This window comes from Rhizomicrobium sp. (assembly GCA_037200385.1).
In the GTDB taxonomy this organism is placed as follows: Bacteria; Pseudomonadota; Alphaproteobacteria; order Micropepsales; family Micropepsaceae; genus Rhizomicrobium.
On record JBBCGL010000001.1, the window covers coordinates 3,837,106 to 3,860,170 of the forward strand.

Below are 23,065 nucleotides of genomic sequence, written 5' to 3' on the forward strand. Positions count from 1 at the left end.
CATTACTCACGCGCAACCTAGTCCTGCCGGCTTTAAAATTTGGCTGAGGGGCGTGGTAAACGAACCGTCATGATTTCCGCTCCAACTGGACACATCTCGGGAACTTCCGCGCCGCGCCCTCGCACGGCGCGGAAGTTCCGCGCGCTGCGTTACTGGATCTGTTCCAGCGTCTGCAGCATTTGATCGGCCGTGGTGACGATGCGGGCCGATGCCGAATAGGCCCGCTGGGTGGTGATGAGGTTGGTGAACTCGTTGGCGAGGTCGACCGTCGAGCCTTCTAGCGCCTTGGACTGGATGACGCCCGCACCGCCCAGATTCGCCTCGCCGATGGTCGGCGAGCCCGATGCGTTGGACGCGACATAGGCGTTGCCCGACACCGCCGAGAGGCCGTCGGGGTTCGCGAAGGTCGCGACCGGGATCTTGAACACCTTCTGCGACAGGCCGTTGGAGAACTGCGCCGTGACGAAACCGTCGGAGTCGATCGAGATGCCGGACAGCGAGCCGAACAGCGCCCCGTCGACCGTGGACGACACGAGCGCGGAGGGATTGTCGGCCTGGGTGATGCCGTCGGAGCCGCCGACCGAACCCATGTCGATGCTGATGGTCTGTGGATTGAGGCCGGAGGCCGAGGGCGCCCAGGGGATGGTGACGCTGATGTCGCCGGTGGGCGACGCGGCCGAGGTGTCGGCGGTCTTCAGCGTGCCGTCGGCATTGAACGACATCGTGCCGGTCTTCAGCACGTTGTTGGTCGGGCTGCCGATATTGGCGCCCGCGCCCTGGTAGGTCACTTCATAGGACCAGGTGTTGGCGCCGGTCTTGACGTAGGAGACCTGTAGCGGCTGCGTGCCGCCCTGGCTGTCATAGACGTTGATGGTGCGCTGGAAGTCGGCCTTCACATTGCCGGCCGCCATGTCGCCCGGCGTATAGGTGGAGGTGATGTCCGTCGAGGCCTGCAGGTTGGCCTTGATCGACATCGAGGTCGTCGCCTCCGCCTTGCCGGCGAGATCGTTGACGTTGATGTTGGTCAGGTCGTTGCGGTCGGTCGGCACCGAGCCGTCGGCGGAGAGCGGCCAGCCCATCAGGTAGAAGCCCGAGGCGTTCTGCAGGTTGCCGTTGGAGTCCGGCGTGAAATTGCCGGCGCGGGTATAGCAGAGCGACTGGCTGGTGCCGTTGGTCGCGGCGAGATTGGGGCTCACCACGAAGAAGCCGTTGCCCGAGATCGCCAGGTCGGTCGGCGACTGGGTCGAGGTGATGCCGCCCTGCTCGGTGATGTTCTGCGCCTGGTTGGCGACCACGCCGGCCGAGGACACGTCGCCGGAGCCGACCGCCGAGGCGAGCAGCGTGGCGAAGGCGTTGCCGGACGCCTTGTAGCCGATGGTGTTGACGTTCGCGATGTTGGACGATGCAACGCTCAGGGCCCGGCTGTTGGCGTCGAGGCCCGAGACGCCGATCATCATTGCGCCATAGATGCTCATTGTCTGTCTTTCCTTGGGGGCTCGCGCGGCTTCTGGCCTGCCGCGAGCGGATCTCGAGCGCCCGTTTCTCGGGCGCGGGTTTCACATCAAAGTGTTTCGACTCCCGCGACGTCCGCGAGGTTCACCGACATCGGCCCGACCATCAGGACGGGCGAGGCGCCGGTCATGTCGACTTCGCTGACCACGCCGGTGGAGGTGACGCTGTTGGTGACGGCCGTGCCGTCCGAGGCCGCGGCCGTCACGGTCAGCTTGTAGGTGCCGTCGGGCAGCTGTGTGCCGTCGGTCTTCTGGCCGTTCCAGTTGAACAGATGCGCGCCCGCACCGGTCTCGCCGGCGCCGCTATAGACGACGTTGCCATTGGCGTCGGTGACGCTCAGCTGCGTCGTGGCGGCTGCGGCATTCAGGTTGTAGGCCCAGATTGCCTGGCCGTTGGCGAGCGGCGCCTGGCCGTTCGCCACGGTGACCGCCTTGCCGAGATAGGACACGGCATAGGACCCGGTCTGGCTCGAGCCCTGGGTGATCAGGGTGTTGAGGTTGGTGTTGGTGTCGATCTGCTGCTCGACCTGGCTGTACTCGACGAGCTGCTGGGTGAACTGGTTGGAGTCCATCGGGCTCAGCGGATCCTGGTTCTGCAGCTGTGTGGTGAGCAGCGTGAGGAAGGTGCTGAAATTGCTGCTCAGCTGCTGCTGCGCGGCGTTGGGCTGCGGCGTGGTCGGCGTGTTGGTGGTGCTGGGAACGGTTGTCATGTTGACCTCTAGACCCGGATGTCGAGCCGGGTGTCGCTTGCGCGCACATGGCCCAGGGAAACTGTGGACGCGGCACTGTCGACGGCCGCGACGGCGCGGGCGGCGAACCCGCGGCCGCGCGGCGTGGCATTGCCGCCATTGTTGCTCTGTTGCTGCTGCTGGCCCTTGAGCGAGAAGCTGAGGCCGTTCTGCGTCAGGTCGAGGCCGGCGTCTTTCAGCGCGCGCTCGAGATGCCCCTGGTCCTTCTGCAGCAGTTCCAGCGTCTGCGGCTTCTCGACGGTGAGCGAAGCCTGCGCCTTGCCGGCATCGTCGACCGTCAGGCGGACATCGACGCGGCCCAGCTCCGCCGGATCGAGGCGGATATCGAAATGCTTGGTCCCGCCGTCCGACTTCGAGGCGATATTGAACGCCAGCGCGTTGATGTCGGGCTCCGCGGACGGATGCGAGATCTGCAGCTGCGCCGAGACCCGCGTCGCTGCGGCGGTGCCCGCCGGGCCGGCGGTTGGTGCGAGGCCAGCGGCCTGCAGGCTCGCGGTCACCCGCGCATCCGGTGCCGGCGTCGCGCCGGCCAGCTCTGTCAGGTCGTCGGTCGGCACGCGCGTGCGCGTCTCGGCCGGGGGCGCGGTCGCCGTGTCGGGCCGATCCTGTTGTGCGGGACGCGCATCGGCCGGCTGCGAACCGTTCTTCGGCACGTCCAGCGCGCCATGCAGCGGAATCGCCGGCGCGGCCGCCGTCTTGGAATCGGTGAAACTGCGCGTCGCCGTGGTGCCGGCATCGGCCAGCGTTGCGGCCGCGCTGTTGCGACTTTGCGCCTTGCCGTCATCGCCGGCGGCTTTGGCATCGCCGGGCTTGCCCGGTTTGACGACCGTGCCCTTGGGCTGGATCGCTGCCGCTGCGACATCGGTCGCGGGCGCTGCGGCCGCTTGTGCGATCGGCGCGGTCGTTTCGGCTTCGCCATCACGATCCGCTGGCGCCGCGGGCACGACGATGGCCGGCGGGACAAGCGCAACTGCGCCGGCCACTGCCGGTTGCGGCGGCGGTGCAGCCTGCACTGCGTTCGGATCGTCCGGTGTGTCGGCGGTATCGCTGCGCAGGCGGGCCGGATCCGATGTCCGGCCGTCGCGCATCCGCGTGTCTGCGCCGCGGGCCGTGGTCGCCATCGGCGTCGCGGCGGGCGGGTCGTTCGGCGGCGTGTCGCTGTCGGTATCGAGCCCCGCCATCGGGCGCAGGGCCGGATCGTCGTCGCTCGGTTTGGCGGCTGCCTGATCCGCCCGCGGCGGCGGAACGGAAGGGTCGGATGCCGGTGGCGTCGAAAGTGGCTGCGCCGGATCGCGCGCGTCGTCCGTCTTGCCGGTATCCTTGGACGGTTTCGCGGTCGGGCCGCTCGTCGTGTCAACAGGCTTTGCCGTCGCGCCGCCCTGCACGGCATCGTCCAGCATCGCGGAAAACGTATCGCCGTCCGCGGACGCAGTCGCGGCGGCACCGGCGGTCGCGCCGATGCTCTGTCCGTTCGTCACAGGGTTGGCGGCGATCGATGTCACGAGCAGGCCCGCAGGTTTCCGTCGCCCGTCGTAGCAAGCCCCGGACCAGATTTTTTTTAAGATGTTTTCGCGCCTTCCCTGTGGAAACGGAATTTTGCGGCGGCCCGGGACGGGCACGAACTGCAGCCGCGCGGCAAACTCTGCCGGTCGCCACGGCGCGGATTGCCCTGTGCCGCCGCCGATATCGCGGGGAAACCGCCGCTTTCGCATGGCACGGCGCTTGCGAACTCCTGCTCGGCACAAAAGCATCTGCGGACCCACTCGCGTGAGCCTGAACGGAATCGCATCGGTGGCGCTCAGCGCCCTCCAGACCAACTCCACCGCGTTGCGGGTGGTCTCCAACAACGTTGCGAACCTCAACACGCAGGGCTATGCCCGCCGCGTCGTCAACGAACAGACGGTGAGCTCCGGCGGCGCCCTCAGCGGCGTCAGCGTCGGCGACATCCAGCGGGTCACCGATCAGTTCCTCGGCGCCGAGGCGCTCTCGGCCGGCTCGTCGGCCGCGCGCTACGACACCCAGGCGACGGTGTTCGACCAGTTGAACGGCCTCCTCGGCCAGCCCGGCGACAATACGAGCCTGACCTCCCAGCTCACCAACATCTCGACCGCGCTCGGCCAGGCGGCGCTCAGCCCCTCGACCACCGCCAGTCAGATCGGCACGCTGAACGGCTTGCAGAACCTCGCCTCGACGCTCTCGAACCTGTCGTCGCAGATTTCCAGCCTCGGCAACCAGGTCGACCAGCAGGTCTCCACCTCCGTCAGCAGCGTCAACACGCTGGTCAAGCAGATCTACGATCTCAACACGCAGATCAGGACCTCGCAGATCGGTGGCGACGATTCGAGCGCCCTCCTCGACCAGCGCGACGTCGCACTCGGCAGTCTCGCGCAGCAGGTCGGCATCCGCACGGTCGACCAGCCCGACGGCAGCGTGAACGTGATGACGGAGGACGGCGTCGGCCTCGTCGGCAGCTCCTATGCGCAGCTCGCCTACACGCCCGGCGCCAACAACGGCACCTATGGCGCGATCTCCATCCAGAACGTCAATCCCTCGTCCGGCGCCGCGATCGGCCCGGCGCAGAATTTCGATTCCCATCTCGCCTCGGGCACGATCAAGGGCCTGATCGACATGCGCGACGGCACGCTGGCCGATCTCGGCCAGGAGGTCGGCAATCTGGCGCGCACCACCGCCAATGCCTACAACGCCGTGAGCAATACCAACGCCGCCTTCCCGCCGCCGGCCTCCCTGAGCGGCCGCAACACCGGCCTCGGCGCCGCGGACGCGCTCAACTTCTCCGGCAAGACGACCATCGCAGTCGCCGATTCCAGCGGCGCGCTGGTGCAGCGTATCGACGTCGACTTCTCCGCCGGCACGCTGTCGGTCAACGGCGGTGCCGCGACATCGTTCAGCGGCACGGTCGGCGGCTTCACCGCCGCGTTGAACGGCGCGCTCGGTAGCAATGGCTCGGCGAGTTTCGCCAATGGCGTCCTGACGCTGTCGGCCAATGGCGGCAACGGCATCGTCACCCAGGACGACGCGACCACGCCGGCCAGCCGCGGCGGCTCGGGCTTCTCGCAGTTTTTCGGGCTGAACGATCTCTTCCGCTCGGCGACGCCTTCGATCCTCGCGACCGGTCTTTCGGCCGGCGATGCCGGCGGGTTCGCCGCCGGCAGCCAGATCAGCCTGCAGCTGAAGGGACCGGACGGCGACGTCGCGCGCTCCGCCACCGTCACGCTGACCGCCGGCATGACGATCGGCGACGTGGTCGGCGCGCTGAACACCGCCATGGGCGGCTCCGCCGTCTTCAGCCTCAACGCCGACGGCTCGATCAGCCAGACCCAGTCGACCCCGCTGGCGGGCTATGCGCTCAACGTCACCGCCGACACGACGCAGCGCGGCACGACCGGCATGAGCTTCACGCAGCTTTTCGGCATCGGCGACAACCAGATTGCGCAACAGGCCACCAGCTTCGCGGTCAACCCGCAGGTCGCGTCGTCGCCGCAGCGCCTCGCCTTCGCCAAGCCGCAGATCACCGCGACCAGCACGGTCGGCGATTCCATCGTCACCCATGGCGACAATTCCGGCGCCCTGGCGCTGCAGAACGTCGCCTCCGCGACCCAGAGCTTCGCCAAGGCCGGCGGCATGGCGGCCGAAACCGCATCGCTCAGCGACTACGCCGCGGCCTTCTATCAGGACGTCGCGACGCGCGGCTCGACCGCCACGGCCAACCAGACCACGCAGGACGATCGCCTGCAGGAGGCGCAGACGCGCCTGTCGTCGAACTCCGGCGTCAACCTCGACGAGGAACTGACGCATATGATGAGCTACCAGCAGGCCTACAGCGCCGGCGCCCGCATGCTGTCGGTCGTCCAGCAGCTCTGGGACACGCTGCTGCAGATCCAATAGGGCTGACCCATGACCATCGAACGCACATCCTCCGCCGGCCAGTCGCAGTTCCTGCTGACCCAGGTCCAGGCCGCCGCCAGCCAGCTCGACAAGACCCAGGCGCAGGTCGCCAGCGGCAAGGTCTCGACCGACTATGCCGGCCTCGGCGACAAGGTCGCGGTGCTGGAGGCGGCGCGGACCGCGGCGAACAAGGCGACCGCCTATCAGACCAACACAACCGCCGCGGTGAACCAGGCCGACCTGCAGGATTCGCAGTTGAGCTCGCTGTCCGATCTTGCCGGCCAGCTGCGCCAAGCGCTCACCACATCCATCGCGAATGGCGACGGCTCGACGCTGATGGCGACGGCGCAGGGCATCTTCGACCAGGCGAGCCAGATCCTGAACACCAAGGACGCCAACGGCAACTACCTCTATGGCGGCGACAAGGACAACGTACCGCCGCTCAACGTCTCGTCGCTGAGCCAGCTTGCGGCGCTGCCCTCCGCCGCCGGCGCCTTCTCCAACGGCACGCAGCAGAAGTCGGTGATGGTGGCGGACGGCCAGAGCGTCCAGGTCGGCGTGCTCGCCTCCGATATCGGCGGCGACCTGATGCAGACGCTGCAGGACATCGCGCAATTCGACGCCGGCTCGTCGGGCAATTTCGCCGGCAGCACCAATCTGACGCAGGCGCAGAGCACCTTCCTGAGCAACGAACTGCCGAGCGCCATCACCGCCGCGACCAATGTGAACGCGGCGGCGGCGTCGAACGGCTTCGTCTACAACCAGCTCAAGGACGCGTCCGACAACCAGTCGTCGCTCGCCACGATGTATCAGGGCTTCGTCTCCAACATCGAAGACGTCGACATGCCGACTGCGATCACCCAGCTCAACCAGAACCAGGTCGCGCTCCAGGCCGCCGTCCAGGTGACGGCCCAGCTCAACCAGGTTTCGCTGCTGAATTACCTGCCGCAAAGCTGAAACCTTGCGGCGGCGCCGGGGCGGGCTTATAGGGCCGCGCATGGACCTCGGCCTGCCCTCCGGAACCCGCGTCGTCGCCGCCATGTCGGGCGGCGTGGATTCCTCCGTCGCCGCCGCGCTCGCCAAGCGCGCGGGCTATGACGTCGTGGGCGTGACGCTGCAGCTCTACGATGCGGGCGCCGCCAGGCGCAAAGGCGCCTGCTGCGCCGGCCAGGACATCTACGACGCGCGCCGGGTCGCCGAACAACTCGGTTTTCCCCATTACGTGCTCGACTACGAGCAGCGCTTCAAGGAGCGGGTGATCGCCGATTTCGCCGCCTCTTACGGGCGCGGCGAGACGCCGATTCCCTGCGTCCGCTGCAACGAGCGGGTGAAGTTCGCCGACCTGCTCGACACCGCGCGCGCGCTTGGCGCCGAGGCACTCATCACCGGCCACTATGTCCGGCGGCTCGACGGTCCGCAGGGGCCCGAGCTGCATCGCGCCGTCGATCCTGTTCGCGACCAGAGCTATTTCCTGTTCGCGACCACGCCGGCGCAGCTTTCCTATCTGCGCTTTCCCCTCGGCGGCCTGCCGAAGCCGGAGGTTCGCGCCCTTGCGGCCGAGCTCGGCCTGGGCGTGGCGGCGAAGCCGGACAGCCAGGACATCTGCTTCGTGCCCGACGGCAAATACGCCGACATCGTCGCAAAGCTGCAGCCGGAGTCGGTGCGTCCCGGCGAGGTCGTCGATCTCTCCGGCGCGGTGGTCGGCCGCCACGACGGCGTCGTCCATTTCACGGTGGGTCAGCGCAAGGGGCTCGGCCTCTCCGGCAATGTCGAGCCGCTCTTCGTGGTCGCGCTCGATGCCGCGAATGCGCGCGTCGTGGTCGGTCCGCGCGCCGCGCTCGCGACCCGCACCGTGGCATTGCGCGACGTGAACTGGCTCGTGCCCGCCGCCGCACCCTTCGATTGCGCCGTGAAGGTGCGCTCCATGCGTCCGCCCGTGCCGGCGCGCGTCACGCCGCTCCACGACGGCGGCGCGCGCGTCGAGCTGCTCGCGCCCGAAGACAGCATCGCGCCGGGCCAGGCTTGCGTGTTCTACGACCGCGACGGCTCGCGCGTGCGCGGCGGCGGCTGGATCGCGAAGACGCAAATGGCCTCCGCCGCCGCCTGACGTCATTGGCATTTGGGGCCGTTCCTGTTATGTTTCCGGAATGAGCGGCGAGCCCGACAACAAAACCTGCCTCGACCTGATCGAGGCCTGACGGACGCTCAAGCGCGTGACGACGTTCCAACATTCCCTGATCGTCGGCGGCTCCGGAATGCTCGCCGGTCTTTGCCGCTCCCTCTGCGACGGCGGTGGGCGCGTCTCGGTCCTGGCGCGCAACGAACGTCGCATCCGCGCCATCGCACCCGAGATCGTTCCCGTTGCCTGCGACTACAACAACGGCGTCGCCCTGGCCGAGACGCTGGGCGCGCTCGATCCGCCGGATCTCGTCATCGCCTGGATCCATGGCCGCGCGCCGCATGCCCGCCGTGCGTTGGCGGAGTGCGTGGCGGCGGAGGGCCGCTTCCTGCAAGTCCTGGGCAGCGCCCATGGCGATCCCGCTCATCCCGAACGTCTTGCCGAGATGGCCGAGGCGGCCGACGATCTGCCGATCGACTACCAGGCCGTGGTGCTCGGCTTCGTCGTGGAGGGCGGCCGGTCGCGCTGGCTGCGCAACGAGGAGATTTCCGCCGGCGTGCTGGCCGCTATCCGGTCGGCCGCGCCGCTCTCGATCGTGGGAACCGTGGAGCCCTGGAGCGCCAAACCGTAGCCACCGGTGAACCCAAGCGCGGCTCATGCGTTCTGCCCCCATGGCGACGCGCGCGAAGAAGACATCCGTCCGGAAGACAGCCACGAAGAAGACCGGCGGCAAGCGCTGGTCGGCGCGGGTGACGCGCACGAGCCATGCGCTGTCGCTGCAGCAGGACGTTTTCACGCTGCCCGATCCGAAGGCGATCGCGCGCTCGCTGAAGCGCTCGGCGGAGGCCAGTACGGCCCGCAAATCCTCGCCCTACCGCTCGGCCGCCTCGATGCTGACCTTCTATATCAACCGCGCCGGCAAGAACCTGCCCGCGAGCCGCCGCAGGATTCTCGAGCGCGCCAAGACCGAATTGAAGGCGCTCTACGACCGCTGAGCCGCCTGCAATTTCTTCGGCGCGGTGTAGCGCCACGCGGCCTCGACATAGCCGCGCAACTCCCCGGCGCCGAGCTTCGTCACATCGACATAGGCCCAGAGCAGCGCCCCGCTCCGCATCGGCGAGAAGGTCTCCGGCGCCGCCTCCACCAGCATCGTCACTTGCTCTTTTGGCAGGCGCAGGATCCACCGGTCCGACCGCATCCCATGCAGAGCGAAGGTCTTGCTCCCGATATTGAACCAGGTCCCGTGGCGATCCTGGATCTCCTGCGTGCCGGGCAGGGCGAGCGCGAGCCGCTGCATCAGGGCGTATTTGGGCGGCTTTTTGCTGCGGGGAGCGGTCATGGCAGGCCACATTATGCCACGGCGCCCGCGCCAGGCCATGTCGGCGGCTCTCGCTTGACAGGCTTCGACCCCCTCCCTTACATGCCCGCCCGCGATGGCTTTGGCAGCGTAGCTCAGTGGTAGAGCAGGGGAATCATAATCCCTTGGTCGGGGGTTCAAATCCCTCCGCTGCTACCAATCCGTTCGATGAGGTGACGCGTTGACCACAACCCCCGCCTCCGCAGCCCTTCCCGTGACCATCGACGACATCCGCGCCGCGGCGCGCGCCATCCACGGCGCCGTCGAGCGCACCCCGACCCGCCATTCCGACACGCTCTCGCGCATGACCGGCGCCGAGGTGCACCTGAAATTCGAGAATCTGCAATACACCGCCTCCTTCAAGGAGCGCGGCGCGCTCAACAAACTGCTCTCCCTGAGCGAAGACCAGCGCAAGCGCGGCGTCGCCGCCATGTCGGCCGGCAACCATGCCCAGGGCGTCGCCTATCACGCCGGCCGCCTCGGCATCCCCGCGACGATCGTGATGCCCGAAGGCACACCCTTCACCAAGGTCAAGCACACCAAGGATTTCGGCGCCCGCGTGATCCTCGAAGGCGCCATGCTGAGCGAATCCTACGCCCGTGCGCTGCAGATCGCGGGCGACGAAGGCCTCACCTTCGTCCATCCTTACGACGATCCCGCGGTGATCGCGGGCCAAGGCACCGTCGCGCTGGAGATGCTGGCCGACGCGGAGGAGCCGCTCGACACGCTGGTCGTGCCGATCGGCGGCGGCGGCCTGATCTCCGGCATCGCGATCGCCGCCAAGGCGATCAATCCTGCGATCCAGATTTACGGCGTCCAGACCCGCGCCTATCCCTCGATGTACGACAGCTACAAGGGGGCCAATCTGCCCTCCGCCGGCCAGACCATCGCCGAAGGCATCGCGGTCAAGGATCCGGGCAAGATCACCCGCGAGATCGTGCGCGCCCATGTCCACGACATCCTGCTGGTCGACGAGCCGCAGATCGAACAGGCGCTCGCCGCGCTGCTGGAGATCGAGAAGACCGTGGTCGAAGGCGCCGCCGCCGCGGCCTTCGCCGCCGTGCTGGAGAACAAGCAGCTCTTCCACGGCCGCAAGATCGGCATCGTGCTGTCGGGCGGCAATATCGACATGCGCCTGCTCTCGAACGTGATCCTGCGCGAGCTGTCGCGCGAGGGCCGGCTCATGTCGCTGGAGATCGAGATCGAGGACCGCCCCGGCCTGCTGGCGCGCGTCGCCACGCTGGTCGGCGATGCCGGCGGCAATATCCTCGAAGTCAGCCACAACCGGATGATGACCGACATGCCGGTGAAATCGGCGACGCTCGGCATGGTGGTCGAAGCACGCGACAGCAGCCATGCCGACGAAATCCGCGGCGCGCTGACCGGCGCAGGCTTCACGCTGCGGCCGTCGAGCTTTTAATCCCCCTTGTCATGGCCCGCGAATGCGGGCCACCCAGGCGGCGCAGCCTCTTCCGTTGACGATTGTGCTCCATGCCCAACTGGGTGGCCCGCACTCCGGCGGGCCATGACAACTGAGCGTAATTTCTACCGCGAAAACTTCTCGCTCAGCACGATCGACGACACCGTCCGCGCCACCCCCGCGCTCCTCCCGATCCGGTCGAGCAGCGCATCGATCCGCGCCGGTGTCTCGGCCTCCACCGTCGCGATCAGATCGAAAGTCCCGGCGACCGCTGCAAGCGAGCGCACCTCCGGCATCTTCTTGAGTTCGGCGGCGACGCGGTCGGCGCGCTTGGGATCGGTCTCGATCATCACCACCGCGCGCAGCTTGGCCGCGTCGACCGCGTCCGACAGCCGCACCGTATAGCCCCTGATCGTGCCTTCGCGCTCCAGCCGCGCGATGCGTTCCTGCACCGTGGAACGCGCGAGGCCCAGCTTGCGCGCCAGCGACGCGGTCGGCTCCCGCGCATTGGCGCGCAGCAGGGTGAGAAGCGGGGCATCGCCGTCACGTACCGTCATTCCGCCGGTTCCCCCTGCGATTCGCCGGAGCTTTCTACACCGTCCGGCGCTTCGCCGCCTGCGAAAAGCACGTTTCTTCCCCCAAACTCGTCATCGCCCGGCTTGTCCGGGCGACCCGTTTTTGCTGGGACAAATTGGATCGCCCGCAGGCGCGGGCGATGACGGTCGGGAAGGAAACGAAATGAAGAACGTCATGCTCGTCGGCGGCGGCAAGATCGGCATCGCCATCACCGAACTGCTCGGCGCCACCGGCGATTATCGCGTGACGGTGGTCGACCGCGACGCCGCCTCGCTCGCCCGCATGCCCAAACATAATGTCGAGACCCGCACCGTCGAGATCGCGGATCCCGAAAGCTTCGCGCGCGAGGTGCAGGGCCACGATATCGTGCTCTCCGCCACGCCCTTCCACCTGACCGCCACGGTCGCCGCGGCGGCCAAGCGGGCCGGGGCGCACTATCTCGACCTGACCGAGGACGTCGAATCGACCCGCGTCATCAAGCAGCTCGCGCAGGGCGCCGATACCGCTTTCATCCCGCAATGCGGCCTCGCCCCCGGCTTCATCTCGATCGTCGCCTATGATCTGGCGAAGAAATTCGACACGCTGCGCGACGTGCAGATGCGCGTCGGCGCCCTGCCGGTGTTCCCGCACAATGCGCTCAAATACAATCTGACCTGGTCGACCGACGGGCTGATCAACGAGTACTGCAACCCGTGCGAAGCGGTGCGCGACGGCCGCCGTGTCGAGGTGCCTTCGCTGGAGGAACTCGAGCATTTCGACCTCGACGGCGTGCAGTACGAGGCCTTCAACACCTCGGGCGGCCTCGGCACGCTGTGCGACACGCTCGAGGGCAAGGTCGACAACCTGAACTACAAGACCGCGCGCTATCCCGGCCATCGCGACATCGTCAAGATGCTGGTGCGCGACCTGCATCTCGGGACCCGCCGCGACATCTTCAAGGATGTGCTGGAGGCGGCGATCCCGATCACTTACCAGGACGTGGTGCTGATCTTCGTCACCGTCTCGGGCCTGCGCGACGGAAGGCTGACGCAGGAAAGCTACGCCAAGAAGATCTACGCCCAGACCGTCGGCGGCCGCCTGATGAGCGCGATCCAGATCACCACCGCCGCCGGAATCTGCGCCATGTGCGACATGCTCGCCGCCGGCAAGCTGCCGCAGAAGGGCTTCGTGCGGCAGGAGGAAGCGGCGCTCCCCGACTTCCTCGCCAACCGTTTCGGGCGCTACTATGCGTGACGGCGCCTGACCGCACGATGCTCCGCTATTCGCGCAGCTTGGCGGTGATCGCGTCCAGGATGGCGGAGTAGTCGTCGGTCCACACCCGCGTTCCGTCGCCGCGCACGATCCGCCAGTCCGGGCCCAGCTTGAGCGCGGCCATGTCCGCCGCGTCGCGCGCGACCACGGCGATCTCCGCCTGCATGTGAAGCTTGGCGCGATCGGTCTTCTGCGGGTCGCGCTTTACCGCCGTGACCATGCCGTTCGCCTCCGCCGACGCCGCCACGACCTCGGCCAGCCGCAGATGCTGGTTGGAGATGTTGATCGCGATCGTGCCATGCGGCGCCAGCCGCGCCTTGTAGAGCGCGAAGGCCTCGCGCGTCAGCATATGGGTCGGCACCGCGTCGGACGAGAACACGTCGAGGATCAGAAGTTCGACGCCCGGCCGGGCGTCGCGCAGCGTGAGCCTGCCGTCGCCGAGCACGACCGGCGCGGCCGGCGCACAGGCCGACACGGAGCGGAACAGCGCCGTGTCATGCGCGATCGCGACGCTGAGCGGATCGAGTTCGTAGAGCGTCCAGCGCTCGCCCGGCCGCGCATCGCAAGTCAGCGCTCCCATGCCGAGGCCGACCAGCGTCACGTCGTGCAGCGTGCCCCCCATGCGCGCGCGCTGCGCCTGGATCGCGCTCGAAAACGGGCCGCCGCGATAATAATAGGTGAGCGGATCGGGCCGTCCCGTCGTGGGCGAGCCGTCATCGTTGCGCAGCCGCTCGCCGCCATGCGCGGTCGTGCCCTGGAACAGCACCCGGAAGCGGCCGCCATCGATGTCGACCGCCTTGTAGACGCCATAGAACGAGCGGCCGCGATAGACGATGCTCTGCGACGGGTCGTAGAAATGGCTCGCCGCCAGCAGCAGCGCGGCCAGCGGCAGGAAGCGCGCCGGCGACGTCCCCGACAGCGCCAGCAGTGCCGCCAGCGCCATGATGCCCACGGCGAACAGCGCCACCGGCTTGCCCAGCAGGAAGAACGCGGCCGCCAGCGCGCCCGCGATGCCGAGCGCGAAGATGCCGTCCTTCAGCCAAGCCGCGCGCGGCGTGGTCCACACGTCGCGCCGCAGCAGCAGCGCCGCGAAGGCCAGCAACGGATATTCGGCCACGCTATGGAATATCTGCGGTGCGACCAGCGCGGCGAAGATTCCCCCCAGCACGCCGCCCAGCGACATCCAGACATAGAACTGGGTGAGCTCCGCCGCATCCGGACGCCGCGCATAGAGCCGGGCATGGCACACCATCGCCGCGACGAAGAACGCCGCCAGGTGGCCAAGCAGCGCCAGCCCCCACGGCACATGCGTGGTCCACAGGAACAGCAGCACGAGGCCCGCCACCGTGGCCGGCTGGAGCGCGAGCATCGCGCGCGGCCCGATGGTCGGCTTGTCGGTGAACACGAAGACGAAGGTCAGCAGGTAGAGCGCCAAGGGCACGATCCACAGGAACGGTGCCGAGGCGACGTCCGTGGCGATATGTGCGGTGACCGCCACCAGCAGGCCGGACGGCACAAAGGCGAACGCCATCCAGGCGATGCGGTCGCGCCAGCGTATCGCCGCGGCCGATACGGGCGCCGCCGCAGCAGCGAAAGTCGCCGGCAGCCGCCAGACCAGCACGCCGCATGCGGCGACCGCCACGGCCAAAAGCAGGTAGCCGATGCTCCACAGCCGCGACTGGCCGGCCAGCCCGATATTGGGCTCGATCGCGAAGGGATAGCTGAGCAGGATCGCGAAGGAGCCGAGATTGGAGGCGCGATACAGGAAATACGCCTTCGTCGACTCCGCCGCGCCGCGCCGCGCGAACCACGCCTGCAGCAGCGGCGCATTGGCCGACAGCGCGAAGCAGGGCAGCCCCACCGAGGCAAGGAACAGGCCGATCAGCCAGAGCGAGACGCCTTGCGCGGGCGGCGCGCCGAAGCCGCTCTGCACCGCGATCGGGAGGCTGAGCAATCCCGCGGCGAGCACGCCGGCATGCACGATCGCGGCCAGGCGGACCGGCAGGGTGCGGGTGAGCAGATAGGCATACAGATAGCCCGCCAGCAGCAGGCCCTGGAACACGACCATCGCCACCGACCATACGGCCGACGAGCCGCCCAGCAGCGGCAGCGCCATCTTCGAGAACATCGGCTCCAGGAAGAACAGCAGCCCCGCCGACAGGAATACGGTCGCGGCATAGACGACGGCTGGAACCAGCCGTCCGGGCGCGGCGGCGCGCGGCGAAACGGCTGGCAGGTCCAAAGCAGTCATGGCGGATCCGGGCGCGGCGAGCGCGAAGCCTAGCCGTGCAGGGTTAAGCAGGTCTTATTTCCGCTATAATGCCCGCCCCAATAATGCCCCAGCGGCCGGGGAGGGAACGGGGATGGGATTTGTGGCGCGGCATTGGCGCGGCGGCTATTCGCTGGCGCGATCCTTCTGGGTGAACGGGGTCGTCCTGTTCATCCCGGCCCTGGCGCTGCAGCTCGCGGCCCTGCTGCTGGTGCGCAAGCTGGGACTTTCCGGCGGCGCCGATTTCGTCCGCGCCCTGATCGTGGTGTCGATGGTCGGGTTCCTCTTCGCGTTCTGGCAACTAGTCGGGATCTGGAACAGCGCCAGCCGGACCTGGCGCGCCGGCGCCCGGTTCTGGCCGCTTGTCACCTATGCCGTCGTGCTGCTTATCGTGGCGCTCAACGTCTGGTATGTCGCCGCCAAGGCCGTCCCCGACATGCGGCGCCTCGCGTCGGGGTACCATACCGTGCGCTGAAGACAGGAATCCGCCCATGACCGTGACCGATCTCCTCGAGACGCTCGGCGTCTCCGCCGCTGCCGGCGACCATATCGTCCGCTCGCCCATCGACGGCGCGCAGATCGGCCGTGTCTCCTACGATGCGCCTCCGGCCATCGAAGCGAAGATCGCCGCCGCCGCCGCCGCCTTCCGCGCCTGGCGCGACGTGCCGGCGCCGCGCCGCGGCGAGCTGGTGCGCCTGTTCGGCGAGGAGCTGCGCGCCAGCAAGGACGCGCTCGGCCGCCTGGTGACGCTCGAGGCCGGCAAGATCGTGCAGGAAGGCCTCGGCGAAGTGCAGGAGATGATCGACATCTGCGACTTCGCGGTCGGCCTCTCGCGTCAACTCTACGGCCTCACCATCGCCTCGGAGCGGCCGGGCCATCGCATGATGGAGACCTGGCACCCGGCCGGCCCCGTCGCGGTGATCTCCGCTTTCAACTTTCCCGTCGCGGTCTGGGCATGGAACGCCGCCTTGGCGCTGGTCTGCGGCGACAGCGTGATCTGGAAGCCGAGCGAGAAGACCCCGCTCACCGCGCTCGCCTGCCAGGCGCTGTTCGCGCGCGCGGCGCAGCGCTTCGGCGACGCGCCGGCCGATCTCTCGCAGGTGATCCTCGGCCTGCGCGATGCGGGCGAAGCGCTGGCGAAGGACGCGCGCATTCCCGTGGTCTCCGCCACCGGCTCGACCCGCATGGGCCGCGAGCTCGCGCCGGTCGTCGCGGCCCGCTTCGGCAAGTCGATCCTCGAGCTCGGCGGCAACAATGCGATGATCGTGGCGCCGTCGGCCAAGCTCGACCTCGCGGTCCGCGCCATCCTGTTCGCGGCGGTCGGCACGGCGGGCCAGCGCTGCACCACGCTGCGCCGCCTCTTCGTGCATGACAGCATCTACGACACGCTCGTGCCGGCGCTGAAAGCCGCCTATGCGAAACTGCCCATCGGCGATCCGCTGACACCGGGGACGCTGGTCGGACCGCTGATCGACAAGGCGGCGTTCGACGCCATGCAGCGCGCGCTCGCGGCCGCGAAGGACGACGGCGGCGCGGTCACCGGCGGCGGCCGGGCGCTGGGCGAGACCTTCGCGGGCGCGTTCTACGCCCATCCCGCGATCGTCGAGATGCCGGCGCAGACGCCGACCGTCTGCCGCGAGACCTTCGCGCCCATTCTGTATGTGATGCGCTATGCGGCGCTCGACGACGCGCTGGCGCTGCACAACGCCGTGCCGCAGGGGCTGTCCTCCTGCATCTTCACCCTCGACATGCAGGAGGCCGAGCGCTTTATCGCCGCCTCGGGCAGCGATTGCGGCATCGCCAATGTGAATATCGGCCCCAGCGGCGCCGAGATCGGCGGTGCCTTCGGCGGCGAGAAGGAGACCGGCGGCGGCCGCGAATCCGGCTCCGACGCGTGGAAGGCCTATATGCGCCGTCAGACCGCGACCATCAATTATTCCAATGCCCTGCCGCTGGCCCAGGGGATCGAATTCGGGGTGTGAGGGCGCCGCGCTTTGTCTGAGCCAAACAAAAAGATCGTCATTCGCCCGCTTTATGCGGGCGACACATTTTTCTTCATGCGATGAAATTGGGTTGCCCGGACAGGCCTAGCGACAGCGTGGGCCGGGCAATGACGGGTTTTGGGGATAGGTTCAATCCAGCTCGCTCTGGAATCCTAAGCCACACACACCATATCGGAGGGGTCAGCCTGGAAGGGCCCCGTCGATGCTGCATGCGATCCTGTTCTGGCCGTTCTTCATCTGGTCGCCGTTCCACGGGCTGTTCAGCCTGCTTTTTCTGGTGCTGATCCTGGGCCTGATCTTCGGCCGCCGGCGCTACTATTACTATCATCACCCCTGGGGCTGGCGCGACACGCCCGGCCGCTCCGGTGCGCTCGCGACGCTGGAAGAGCGCTACGCCCGCGGCGAGATCCAGCGCGAGGAATATCTCCAGAAGAAGCAGGATCTCGGCGGCTGACGCGTTAACGCTTCCTTCACCACGTCCTTTCGCGGCCCGCACCCATGTCTTAGCGTCCATGCGTTCTTCCAGGGACGTTTGGGGATGCCGAAAAGCGTGGCGCAATTCACCGGGATCGTGGTCACGTCGATCATCGTGTTCGGCACGGACATGGACGTCTACTGCGCCATGCCGCTGGGCATCCTGGCCGGCGCCCTCGCGACTTTCTTCGTCGCACTGGCCGATCAGCTCGAAACGGTGAAGGCGCGTTCCTAGCCGTTGTCCGGCGGGATGTTGTTGAGCGCGGTCTCCAGCTCCGCGAAGGACGGCTGCGCCTCGCTCGGCACGCTGCCGCGGCCGATCTCGACCGAGACCTGCGCCGCATTGCCGTGCAGATGCGCCACCAGGATGTCGCGGATCACGTGATAGAACTGCGCGTCCTCGTCGACGATCGATTTGAGGCGCGCGCCCATCGGGCCGACGATGCCATAGGCGAGGAACACGCCGAGGAAGGTGCCGACCAGCGCCGAGCCGATCATCCCGCCCAGCACTTCCGGCGGCTCGCTGATCGCGCCCATGGTCTTGATCACGCCCAGCACCGCCGCGACGATGCCCAGCGCCGGCAAGCCGTCCGACATGGTGGTCAGCGCATTGGCGCCGACCAGCGCCTCGTGATGATGCTTATCGAGCTGCTTCTCCATCGCGGTCTCGACCTGGTGCGGATCTTCCAGGCTCATGGTCATCATCCGCAGCGTGTCGCAGATGAAGTCGAGCGCGAAATGGTCCTTCATGATCTTCGGGTAGCGCCTGAAGATCGGCGAATCCTCGGGCTTCTCGATATGCGCCTCGAGCGCGATGAGGCCCTTGGACTTCATCGTCTTGGTGAGCAGGAACAGCAGGCAGAGCAGGTCGCGGTAGTCGCCCGGCTTCCATTGCGGGCCGGAGATCACCTTGCCGAGCGAGCCGGCGACCTTCTTGATCGAATACATCGAGCCGGCGATCAGCATGGCGGCGATCGCGGCGCCGAAGATGGTGAGCATCTCGTGCGGCAACGCCTCGAACACGACGCCCAGCGAGCCGCCGGTCATCAGATAGCCGCCGAACACGCAAGCGAAGAGAACTACGATGCCGCCGATCTGAAGCATGGCCCGCCCGAAAGGATAACGAGCGGACATCATTAACGAGAGGGCTTAAGAAGCGCTGAAGGGCAAGGCGCAGGCCCTTGCCGAATCCTTAATCGCGTCGTCCGGCGTCCGCGCCGCACAGAGCGGGGCGTCCAGATCGGCCGTCACCGCGAGGCTCGGCGGACCGCCATGGCGGGCGCCTTCCCGAAGCCGTCCGCCGCTGCGAACACGGCACTCGGCCGAAAAGACGTATCCAGCAACGTCACGATTGGCTTCGCTCTGCTGGACGGGGCACGCTAGAAGAAGCCCGTTATAAGACGGTTTCACAAAGTCCAAGGGTACCGAGATGCTTTCATGGATTCGCCGAGAGGTGGGACAATTCGCCTTCGGCTCCCTTGCGATGGGCGCAAAGGCGTTGCTCGCGCCGGTCGCGTTCGGGGCGCATGCGATGCTCATCGACGGCGAGGGCCGGGTCGGCCTCGCGCGCCATTCCTACCGCGGTGGCTTGTCTTTTCCGGGCGGCGGCGTGAAACGGGGCGAGCCGCCCGAGCATGCCGTGCTCCGGGAGCTTTCGGAGGAGCTCGGCGCCGTCCGCAGCGATCCGCCCGTGCTTTTCGGCCTTTATACGCGGCCGTCGGGCTGGGCGACCAACCTGATCGCGCTTTATCTTCTCAAGAATGTCCAGGTCGCGTTCCGTCCCAGCCTGGAAGTGCGCGATCTCGTGTTCGTCGATCCCGCCGCGCCGCCGCCATCCGCCTCTTTCGGAACGCTGCGGCGCCTGGCCGAATATGTCGGCCACACGCCACCCACCCCATTTTGGTGACCCTCAGCCTACCTTGGCCTCAGGCTGTGGCGAGGTCGCCGAGCGCGAGACCGGGAAGAATTTCTCTTTCATCTGACCGAACGCCTCGGTGGCGATGCCTTCCGGCGTCCAGCCGCCCTCCTTGGTGAGGTTCACGATCGGCCGCGGCTGGCTGTAGAGCTCGATCGTGTCGCCGCGCGCGCCGAAGATCTGGCCGGAGACCTCCTTCGCCAGGTCGCTGACCAGCGCCACCGCGAGCTTCGCCGGCTGGTCGGGCCGGATCGCCTGCGCCATCTGCTCGCGGCGCTTGGCTTGCGCCTCGTCGCGGATCGGCACCGACTGCGTCAGGCGCGTCCACGCCACCGGCGCGATGATGTTGGAGCGCACATTGTACTTCGCGCCCTCCATCGCCAGCACGCGCGACAGCCCCATGATGCCCAGCTTCGCCGCGGCATAATTCGACTGCCCGATATTGCCGATCAGCCCCGAGGTCGAGGTGAACAGCGCATAGGAGCCGTCCTGCTGCTCGCGGAAATGCTCGATGGTCGCGCGGCAGACATTGAAGTGGCCCTTGAGGTGCACCTCGATGATCTTGTCCCAGTCGGCTTCGGTCATCTTGTGGAACATCGCGTCGCGCAGGATGCCCGCCGGGTTCATCACGCCATGCAGCCCGCCGAATTCCTTCAGCGTCCGGTCGCGCAACGCCTCCATCGCCGTCAGCGAGGTCACGCTGTCCGAGTTCGAGATCGCCTTGCCGCCGCCGGCGCGGATTTCGCGCGCGACCCGCTCCGCCGGCCCGGCCGAGCCCTCGTCGTCGCCATGGATGCCGCCGCCCAGGTCGTTGACCACGACCGCCGCGCCTTCCTTGGCCGCGATCAGCGCGCAATCCTTGCCGATCCCGTTGCCGGCGCCCGTCACCCAGACGACCTTGCCTTCGAGAATGCCCATTGTTTCCTCCGTTGCTGTTTTTCAAACTCCCCTGTCATCCCCGGCGCTCATCGCGAAGCGATGAGCGGAAAGGGGACCCAGGTCGCGACATATCCGCGGTCTTGCCGCTGTCGCGAGATATCGTGTTTTTTCTTCGTCACCGTCTTTCTGTCACCGCCTGGGTCCCCTTCTCCTCGCGCCGCTCACGCGGCGCTCGGCCGGGGATGACAGCGGTGTGTGATCACACCGGATCCCACCCGAACGTGCCCGTCGTCGGCAGCAGATCGGTGAAGCTCGGCTTCATCGCGCTCATGCAGTGCTCGGCGATGGTGGCCGGCGTCCAGCCCTCGAGCTTCGCCATGCCGCGCACCGGCCGGGGCTGGCTCATCAGGAACACCTCGTTGCCGCGCGCCACGAAGATCTGCCCGTTGACGTCCTTGCAGGCCGGCGAGGCGAGGCTCACCGCAAGCTGCGCCACCTGGTCGGCGCGCATGAAGTTCTTCATCCGGTCGACGCGCTTGGCCGACGCCTCGTCCTTCACGGGAATGGTCGCGATCATCCGCGACCAGGCGAAGGGCGCGATGGTGTTGGAGCGCACGTTCTTCGCCGCGCCTTCCATCGCGATGATGCGCGACAGGCCCACCACGCCCATCTTCACCGCGGCATAGTTCGCCTGCCCGATATTGCCGATCAGCCCCGAGGTCGAGGTGAACAGCACATAGGAGCCTTCGCCCTGCTCGCGGAAATGGTTGATGGTCTGGCGCGTCACGTTGTAGGCGCCGTTGAGGTGGACGTTCACCACCATGTCCCAGTCGGCGTCCGTCATCTTGTGGAACATGGAGTCGCGCAGGATGCCGGCGGGATTGATCACCGCGTGCAGGCCTTTGAACGCATCCATCGCGTTCTCGATCATATGCCCGACGCCCTTGCGGTCGCTCACGCTGTCGGAGTTCGCCACGGCGCGTCCGCCGCTGTTGCGGATCTCCTGCGCCACCTGCTCGGCCGGCCCGGCGGAGCCTTCGTCGCCGCCCGCCACCGCGCCGCCCAGGTCGTTCACCACCACCGCCGCGCCTTCCCGGGCGGCCAGCAGCGCGCACTCCTTGCCGATGCCATTGGCACCGCCCGTCACCAGAACGACCTTGCCATCAAGCACGCCCATATGTTTCCTCCATCGCGTTTGTCTGTTCTTGAGATTATCGAGCCCCTGTTGAGCGACGCAAGCGAACCCGGCTGGACCATCCGGCCCGAGCGCCCCGAAGACGCACCTTTGGTGGACGCGCTGAACGCGGCCGCCTTCGGTCCGGGGCGTTTCGCGAAATCCGCCTATCGCCTGCGCGAAGGCGTATCGCAGGTGGGTGCGCTCGCCTTCGTGGCGATCGAGACGGCGCAGCTCAAGGGTTCCGTGCGCTTCTGGCCGGTGATGATCGGCGCCCATGCGGCGCTGATGCTGGGACCGCTCGCCGTGGTGCAGGCGCAGCGCGGCCGCGGCATCGGCGTCGCGTTGATGGAGCGTGCCTTAGGGGAAGCCCAGGCGCGCGGCCACGAAGCGGTGATCCTTGTCGGCGACGAGCCCTATTATGCCCGCGTCGGCTTCTCGAAGCTGCCGCCGGGCCGCATCCGCTTCCCCGGCCCGGTCGATCCGTCGCGCGTCCTGGGATTGTCGCTCAAGCCGGGCGCGCTGCTCGCGCTCAACGGCAACATCCGCCGCGCCCCCTTGAGCGAGAGCGTCTGCGCCGACGGCGCGCCGCTGGCGCCGGTTCTGGCGTAGAGCGCGCTAGAGCGGATCACCGTTTCACGGAAGCGGTGATCCGCTCTAAGGTATTGGTTGGTCGCAATTCCCGGCGGAAAACCGCTTCGCACTTTTCCTGGAATTGCTCTATGCCGCCGCGAGCTTCCTGGGCCTGCCGCGTTCGCGCCGCGCGACGGGACGGTAATGTGCGGCAAAGACCGTCGGATCGCTGTCGAGTGCTCGCAGGGCGATGGCAACCGGCTCGGGCAATGCATGGGCGCCGCGGTAGCTCCGCACGGTACGCTCCGCCACATCCAGTAGCGCGGCGGTTTCGGCCGTGTTCAGACCATGTCGCGCCTCGAACGCGGTAAGATGCTTGCCTGACAATGTCCGCTGCTGCTCCGCAAGAATCCTGAGCGTCATGGCGCTGTAGTCCAGCCCGTTGTCCCATCCGATGCCCGTGCCATGGCCCACAGGCTTTACCCGCCGGAACGCGACGGCATCGTCGGCGAAGACCTTGAAATGCCGCGAACTGTGCACGAGTCCCGTCAGGTCGACGCGAGACTTCGTTCCGTCCACCCACACGATATTGAGTGACAACGGCGCCTTGGCGGCCTCGACGGACTTCACACGGGGTAAAGAATGGCTTGGCTGCATCAGTGATATGCGTCCCATCTCGTCAAAAGCATGGCGCGATTATTCGCGATCCATTTCGCGCCGATCCGCCGCGCCCGGGCAGGCCCCTCGCCGGCCAGGACGGCGCCGTCACGGATCGCCAACAGCACTTCGAAGTCCCGCCCCACCACATGAACGTGCGGCGGGTTGTGGTCTTCGAAGTACATCGCGATCTCGAAACCGGCGAAGCGCGCAAGCGTCGGCATTCCAGACC

General features: G+C 67.5%; 24 protein-coding genes and 1 tRNA gene. 14 read left to right on the forward strand and 11 right to left on the reverse strand.

Going from position 1 to position 23,065, the window contains the following annotated elements:
- Nucleotides 1-149 precede the first annotated feature (149 nt).
- The 3 genes from flgE to WDM91_18445 all read right to left on the reverse strand — a co-directional run bounded on the left by flgE (nucleotide 150) and on the right by WDM91_18445 (nucleotide 3,762).
- Entirely contained in the window at nucleotides 150-1,475 is a 1,326-nt protein-coding gene (gene flgE / locus WDM91_18435; GenBank protein ID MEI9996582.1) for a flagellar hook protein FlgE, read from the reverse strand.
- An 86-nt stretch (nucleotides 1,476-1,561) separates the two neighbouring features.
- Nucleotides 1,562-2,221 carry a flagellar hook capping FlgD N-terminal domain-containing protein gene (locus WDM91_18440; protein ID MEI9996583.1) on the reverse strand — a complete coding sequence of 220 codons (660 nt, stop codon included), beginning with the start codon at nucleotides 2,219-2,221 and terminating at the stop codon, nucleotides 1,562-1,564.
- An 8-nt stretch (nucleotides 2,222-2,229) separates the two neighbouring features.
- Nucleotides 2,230-3,762, reverse strand: coding sequence for a flagellar hook-length control protein FliK (locus tag WDM91_18445; protein MEI9996584.1), 1,533 nt, complete (start codon nucleotides 3,760-3,762; stop codon nucleotides 2,230-2,232).
- 265 nt (nucleotides 3,763-4,027) lie between these two features.
- On the opposite strand from WDM91_18445, the gene flgK reads away from it, so the two are divergent.
- The 5 genes from flgK (at nucleotide 4,028) to WDM91_18470 (ending at nucleotide 9,280) form a co-directional block, all read left to right on the forward strand.
- Nucleotides 4,028-6,166 (forward strand): flagellar hook-associated protein FlgK, encoded by a 2,139-nt coding sequence (gene flgK, locus WDM91_18450; GenBank protein MEI9996585.1) that lies wholly within the window; start codon nucleotides 4,028-4,030, stop codon nucleotides 6,164-6,166.
- Between the two features lie 9 nt (nucleotides 6,167-6,175).
- Entirely contained in the window at nucleotides 6,176-7,123 is a 948-nt protein-coding gene (locus tag WDM91_18455) for a flagellin (GenBank protein MEI9996586.1), read from the forward strand.
- Nucleotides 7,124-7,163: 40 nt separating this feature from the next.
- Nucleotides 7,164-8,273 (forward strand): tRNA 2-thiouridine(34) synthase MnmA, encoded by a 1,110-nt coding sequence (mnmA, locus tag WDM91_18460; GenBank protein ID MEI9996587.1) that lies wholly within the window; start codon nucleotides 7,164-7,166, stop codon nucleotides 8,271-8,273.
- Nucleotides 8,274-8,379: 106 nt separating this feature from the next.
- Nucleotides 8,380-8,916 (forward strand): hypothetical protein, encoded by a 537-nt coding sequence (locus tag WDM91_18465; protein MEI9996588.1) that lies wholly within the window; start codon nucleotides 8,380-8,382, stop codon nucleotides 8,914-8,916.
- A gap of 25 nt (nucleotides 8,917-8,941) precedes the next feature.
- Entirely contained in the window at nucleotides 8,942-9,280 is a 339-nt protein-coding gene (locus WDM91_18470; GenBank protein ID MEI9996589.1) for a DUF3175 domain-containing protein, read from the forward strand.
- Here WDM91_18470 and WDM91_18475 read toward each other — a convergent pair.
- Entirely contained in the window at nucleotides 9,268-9,624 is a 357-nt protein-coding gene (locus tag WDM91_18475; GenBank protein MEI9996590.1) for a hypothetical protein, read from the reverse strand. The two genes, WDM91_18470 and WDM91_18475, sit on opposite strands and share 13 nt — an antisense overlap.
- A gap of 102 nt (nucleotides 9,625-9,726) precedes the next feature.
- Between WDM91_18475 and WDM91_18480 the strand changes: the two genes are divergently transcribed.
- Nucleotides 9,727-9,801, forward strand: a tRNA-Met gene (locus WDM91_18480).
- A 22-nt stretch (nucleotides 9,802-9,823) separates the two neighbouring features.
- Nucleotides 9,824-11,062 carry a threonine ammonia-lyase gene (locus WDM91_18485; protein ID MEI9996591.1) on the forward strand — a complete coding sequence of 413 codons (1,239 nt, stop codon included), beginning with the start codon at nucleotides 9,824-9,826 and terminating at the stop codon, nucleotides 11,060-11,062.
- A gap of 125 nt (nucleotides 11,063-11,187) precedes the next feature.
- Here the strand turns inward: WDM91_18485 and WDM91_18490 are convergent, their stop codons facing one another.
- The gene (locus tag WDM91_18490) at nucleotides 11,188-11,619 is read right to left on the reverse strand and encodes an Lrp/AsnC family transcriptional regulator (protein ID MEI9996592.1); all 432 of its coding nucleotides are present in this window, start codon (nucleotides 11,617-11,619) and stop codon (nucleotides 11,188-11,190) included.
- 181 nt (nucleotides 11,620-11,800) lie between these two features.
- Here WDM91_18490 and WDM91_18495 point away from each other — a divergent pair, with 181 nt between their 5' ends.
- The gene (locus WDM91_18495; protein ID MEI9996593.1) at nucleotides 11,801-12,871 is read left to right on the forward strand and encodes a saccharopine dehydrogenase family protein; all 1,071 of its coding nucleotides are present in this window, start codon (nucleotides 11,801-11,803) and stop codon (nucleotides 12,869-12,871) included.
- A 25-nt stretch (nucleotides 12,872-12,896) separates the two neighbouring features.
- Here WDM91_18495 and WDM91_18500 read toward each other — a convergent pair whose 3' ends face one another.
- The gene (locus WDM91_18500; protein MEI9996594.1) at nucleotides 12,897-15,140 is read right to left on the reverse strand and encodes a fused MFS/spermidine synthase; all 2,244 of its coding nucleotides are present in this window, start codon (nucleotides 15,138-15,140) and stop codon (nucleotides 12,897-12,899) included.
- 112 nt (nucleotides 15,141-15,252) lie between these two features.
- Here WDM91_18500 and WDM91_18505 point away from each other — a divergent pair, with 112 nt between their 5' ends.
- The 4 genes from WDM91_18505 to WDM91_18520 all read left to right on the forward strand — a co-directional run bounded on the left by WDM91_18505 (nucleotide 15,253) and on the right by WDM91_18520 (nucleotide 17,870).
- Nucleotides 15,253-15,633, forward strand: coding sequence for a hypothetical protein (locus WDM91_18505; GenBank protein ID MEI9996595.1), 381 nt, complete (start codon nucleotides 15,253-15,255; stop codon nucleotides 15,631-15,633).
- A 16-nt stretch (nucleotides 15,634-15,649) separates the two neighbouring features.
- The gene (locus tag WDM91_18510) at nucleotides 15,650-17,140 is read left to right on the forward strand and encodes an aldehyde dehydrogenase family protein (protein MEI9996596.1); all 1,491 of its coding nucleotides are present in this window, start codon (nucleotides 15,650-15,652) and stop codon (nucleotides 17,138-17,140) included.
- A gap of 223 nt (nucleotides 17,141-17,363) precedes the next feature.
- Nucleotides 17,364-17,615 carry an SHOCT domain-containing protein gene (locus tag WDM91_18515; GenBank protein ID MEI9996597.1) on the forward strand — a complete coding sequence of 84 codons (252 nt, stop codon included), beginning with the start codon at nucleotides 17,364-17,366 and terminating at the stop codon, nucleotides 17,613-17,615.
- Between the two features lie 84 nt (nucleotides 17,616-17,699).
- Complete coding sequence (locus tag WDM91_18520; GenBank protein MEI9996598.1) at nucleotides 17,700-17,870, forward strand: hypothetical protein; 171 nt, start codon at nucleotides 17,700-17,702, stop codon at nucleotides 17,868-17,870.
- Here WDM91_18520 and motA read toward each other — a convergent pair.
- Nucleotides 17,867-18,739: a flagellar motor stator protein MotA gene (gene motA / locus WDM91_18525; protein MEI9996599.1), complete on the reverse strand. Its 873-nt coding sequence runs from the start codon at nucleotides 18,737-18,739 to the stop codon at nucleotides 17,867-17,869. The genes WDM91_18520 and motA overlap by 4 nt on opposite strands.
- Before the next feature lie 325 nt (nucleotides 18,740-19,064).
- Here motA and WDM91_18530 point away from each other — a divergent pair, with 325 nt between their 5' ends.
- Nucleotides 19,065-19,541, forward strand: coding sequence for an NUDIX domain-containing protein (locus tag WDM91_18530; protein ID MEI9996600.1), 477 nt, complete (start codon nucleotides 19,065-19,067; stop codon nucleotides 19,539-19,541).
- 3 nt (nucleotides 19,542-19,544) lie between these two features.
- On the opposite strand, the gene WDM91_18535 is transcribed toward WDM91_18530, so the two are convergent.
- Together WDM91_18535 and WDM91_18540 are read right to left on the reverse strand one after the other, a co-directional pair.
- Nucleotides 19,545-20,468 carry an SDR family NAD(P)-dependent oxidoreductase gene (locus WDM91_18535; GenBank protein ID MEI9996601.1) on the reverse strand — a complete coding sequence of 308 codons (924 nt, stop codon included), beginning with the start codon at nucleotides 20,466-20,468 and terminating at the stop codon, nucleotides 19,545-19,547.
- A 220-nt stretch (nucleotides 20,469-20,688) separates the two neighbouring features.
- The gene (locus WDM91_18540) at nucleotides 20,689-21,606 is read right to left on the reverse strand and encodes an SDR family NAD(P)-dependent oxidoreductase (GenBank protein ID MEI9996602.1); all 918 of its coding nucleotides are present in this window, start codon (nucleotides 21,604-21,606) and stop codon (nucleotides 20,689-20,691) included.
- 48 nt (nucleotides 21,607-21,654) lie between these two features.
- Here WDM91_18540 and WDM91_18545 point away from each other — a divergent pair, with 48 nt between their 5' ends.
- Nucleotides 21,655-22,215 (forward strand): N-acetyltransferase, encoded by a 561-nt coding sequence (locus tag WDM91_18545; GenBank protein MEI9996603.1) that lies wholly within the window; start codon nucleotides 21,655-21,657, stop codon nucleotides 22,213-22,215.
- Nucleotides 22,216-22,323: 108 nt separating this feature from the next.
- On the opposite strand, the gene WDM91_18550 is transcribed toward WDM91_18545, so the two are convergent.
- Together WDM91_18550 and WDM91_18555 are read right to left on the reverse strand one after the other, a co-directional pair.
- Complete coding sequence (locus WDM91_18550) at nucleotides 22,324-22,833, reverse strand: hypothetical protein (protein MEI9996604.1); 510 nt, start codon at nucleotides 22,831-22,833, stop codon at nucleotides 22,324-22,326.
- Entirely contained in the window at nucleotides 22,833-23,057 is a 225-nt protein-coding gene (locus tag WDM91_18555) for a DUF4160 domain-containing protein (GenBank protein ID MEI9996605.1), read from the reverse strand. The genes WDM91_18550 and WDM91_18555 overlap by 1 nt, the downstream gene beginning before the upstream one ends.
- Nucleotides 23,058-23,065: the final 8 nt, after the last annotated feature.

Excerpts from the sequence above, each read along its gene's own strand:
- flgE (MEI9996582.1), bottom strand. The coding sequence starts at position 1,475 with ATGAGCATCTATGGCGCAATGATGATCGGCGTCTCGGGCCTCGACGCC.
- WDM91_18440 (MEI9996583.1), bottom strand. The coding sequence starts at position 2,221 with ATGACAACCGTTCCCAGCACCACCAACACGCCGACCACGCCGCAGCCC.
- WDM91_18455 (MEI9996586.1), top strand. The coding sequence starts at position 6,176 with ATGACCATCGAACGCACATCCTCCGCCGGCCAGTCGCAGTTCCTGCTG.
- mnmA (MEI9996587.1), top strand. The coding sequence starts at position 7,164 with ATGGACCTCGGCCTGCCCTCCGGAACCCGCGTCGTCGCCGCCATGTCG.
- WDM91_18470 (MEI9996589.1), top strand. The coding sequence starts at position 8,942 with ATGCGTTCTGCCCCCATGGCGACGCGCGCGAAGAAGACATCCGTCCGG.
- WDM91_18475 (MEI9996590.1), bottom strand. The coding sequence starts at position 9,624 with ATGACCGCTCCCCGCAGCAAAAAGCCGCCCAAATACGCCCTGATGCAG.
- WDM91_18490 (MEI9996592.1), bottom strand. The coding sequence starts at position 11,619 with ATGACGGTACGTGACGGCGATGCCCCGCTTCTCACCCTGCTGCGCGCC.
- WDM91_18495 (MEI9996593.1), top strand. The coding sequence starts at position 11,801 with ATGAAGAACGTCATGCTCGTCGGCGGCGGCAAGATCGGCATCGCCATC.
- WDM91_18500 (MEI9996594.1), bottom strand. The coding sequence starts at position 15,140 with ATGACTGCTTTGGACCTGCCAGCCGTTTCGCCGCGCGCCGCCGCGCCC.
- WDM91_18505 (MEI9996595.1), top strand. The coding sequence starts at position 15,253 with ATGGGATTTGTGGCGCGGCATTGGCGCGGCGGCTATTCGCTGGCGCGA.
- WDM91_18510 (MEI9996596.1), top strand. The coding sequence starts at position 15,650 with ATGACCGTGACCGATCTCCTCGAGACGCTCGGCGTCTCCGCCGCTGCC.
- WDM91_18515 (MEI9996597.1), top strand. The coding sequence starts at position 17,364 with ATGCTGCATGCGATCCTGTTCTGGCCGTTCTTCATCTGGTCGCCGTTC.
- WDM91_18520 (MEI9996598.1), top strand. The coding sequence starts at position 17,700 with ATGCCGAAAAGCGTGGCGCAATTCACCGGGATCGTGGTCACGTCGATC.
- motA (MEI9996599.1), bottom strand. The coding sequence starts at position 18,739 with ATGCTTCAGATCGGCGGCATCGTAGTTCTCTTCGCTTGCGTGTTCGGC.
- WDM91_18530 (MEI9996600.1), top strand. The coding sequence starts at position 19,065 with ATGCTTTCATGGATTCGCCGAGAGGTGGGACAATTCGCCTTCGGCTCC.
- WDM91_18535 (MEI9996601.1), bottom strand. The coding sequence starts at position 20,468 with ATGGGCATTCTCGAAGGCAAGGTCGTCTGGGTGACGGGCGCCGGCAAC.
- WDM91_18540 (MEI9996602.1), bottom strand. The coding sequence starts at position 21,606 with ATGGGCGTGCTTGATGGCAAGGTCGTTCTGGTGACGGGCGGTGCCAAT.
- WDM91_18550 (MEI9996604.1), bottom strand. The coding sequence starts at position 22,833 with ATGCAGCCAAGCCATTCTTTACCCCGTGTGAAGTCCGTCGAGGCCGCC.
- WDM91_18555 (MEI9996605.1), bottom strand. The coding sequence starts at position 23,057 with ATGCCGACGCTTGCGCGCTTCGCCGGTTTCGAGATCGCGATGTACTTC.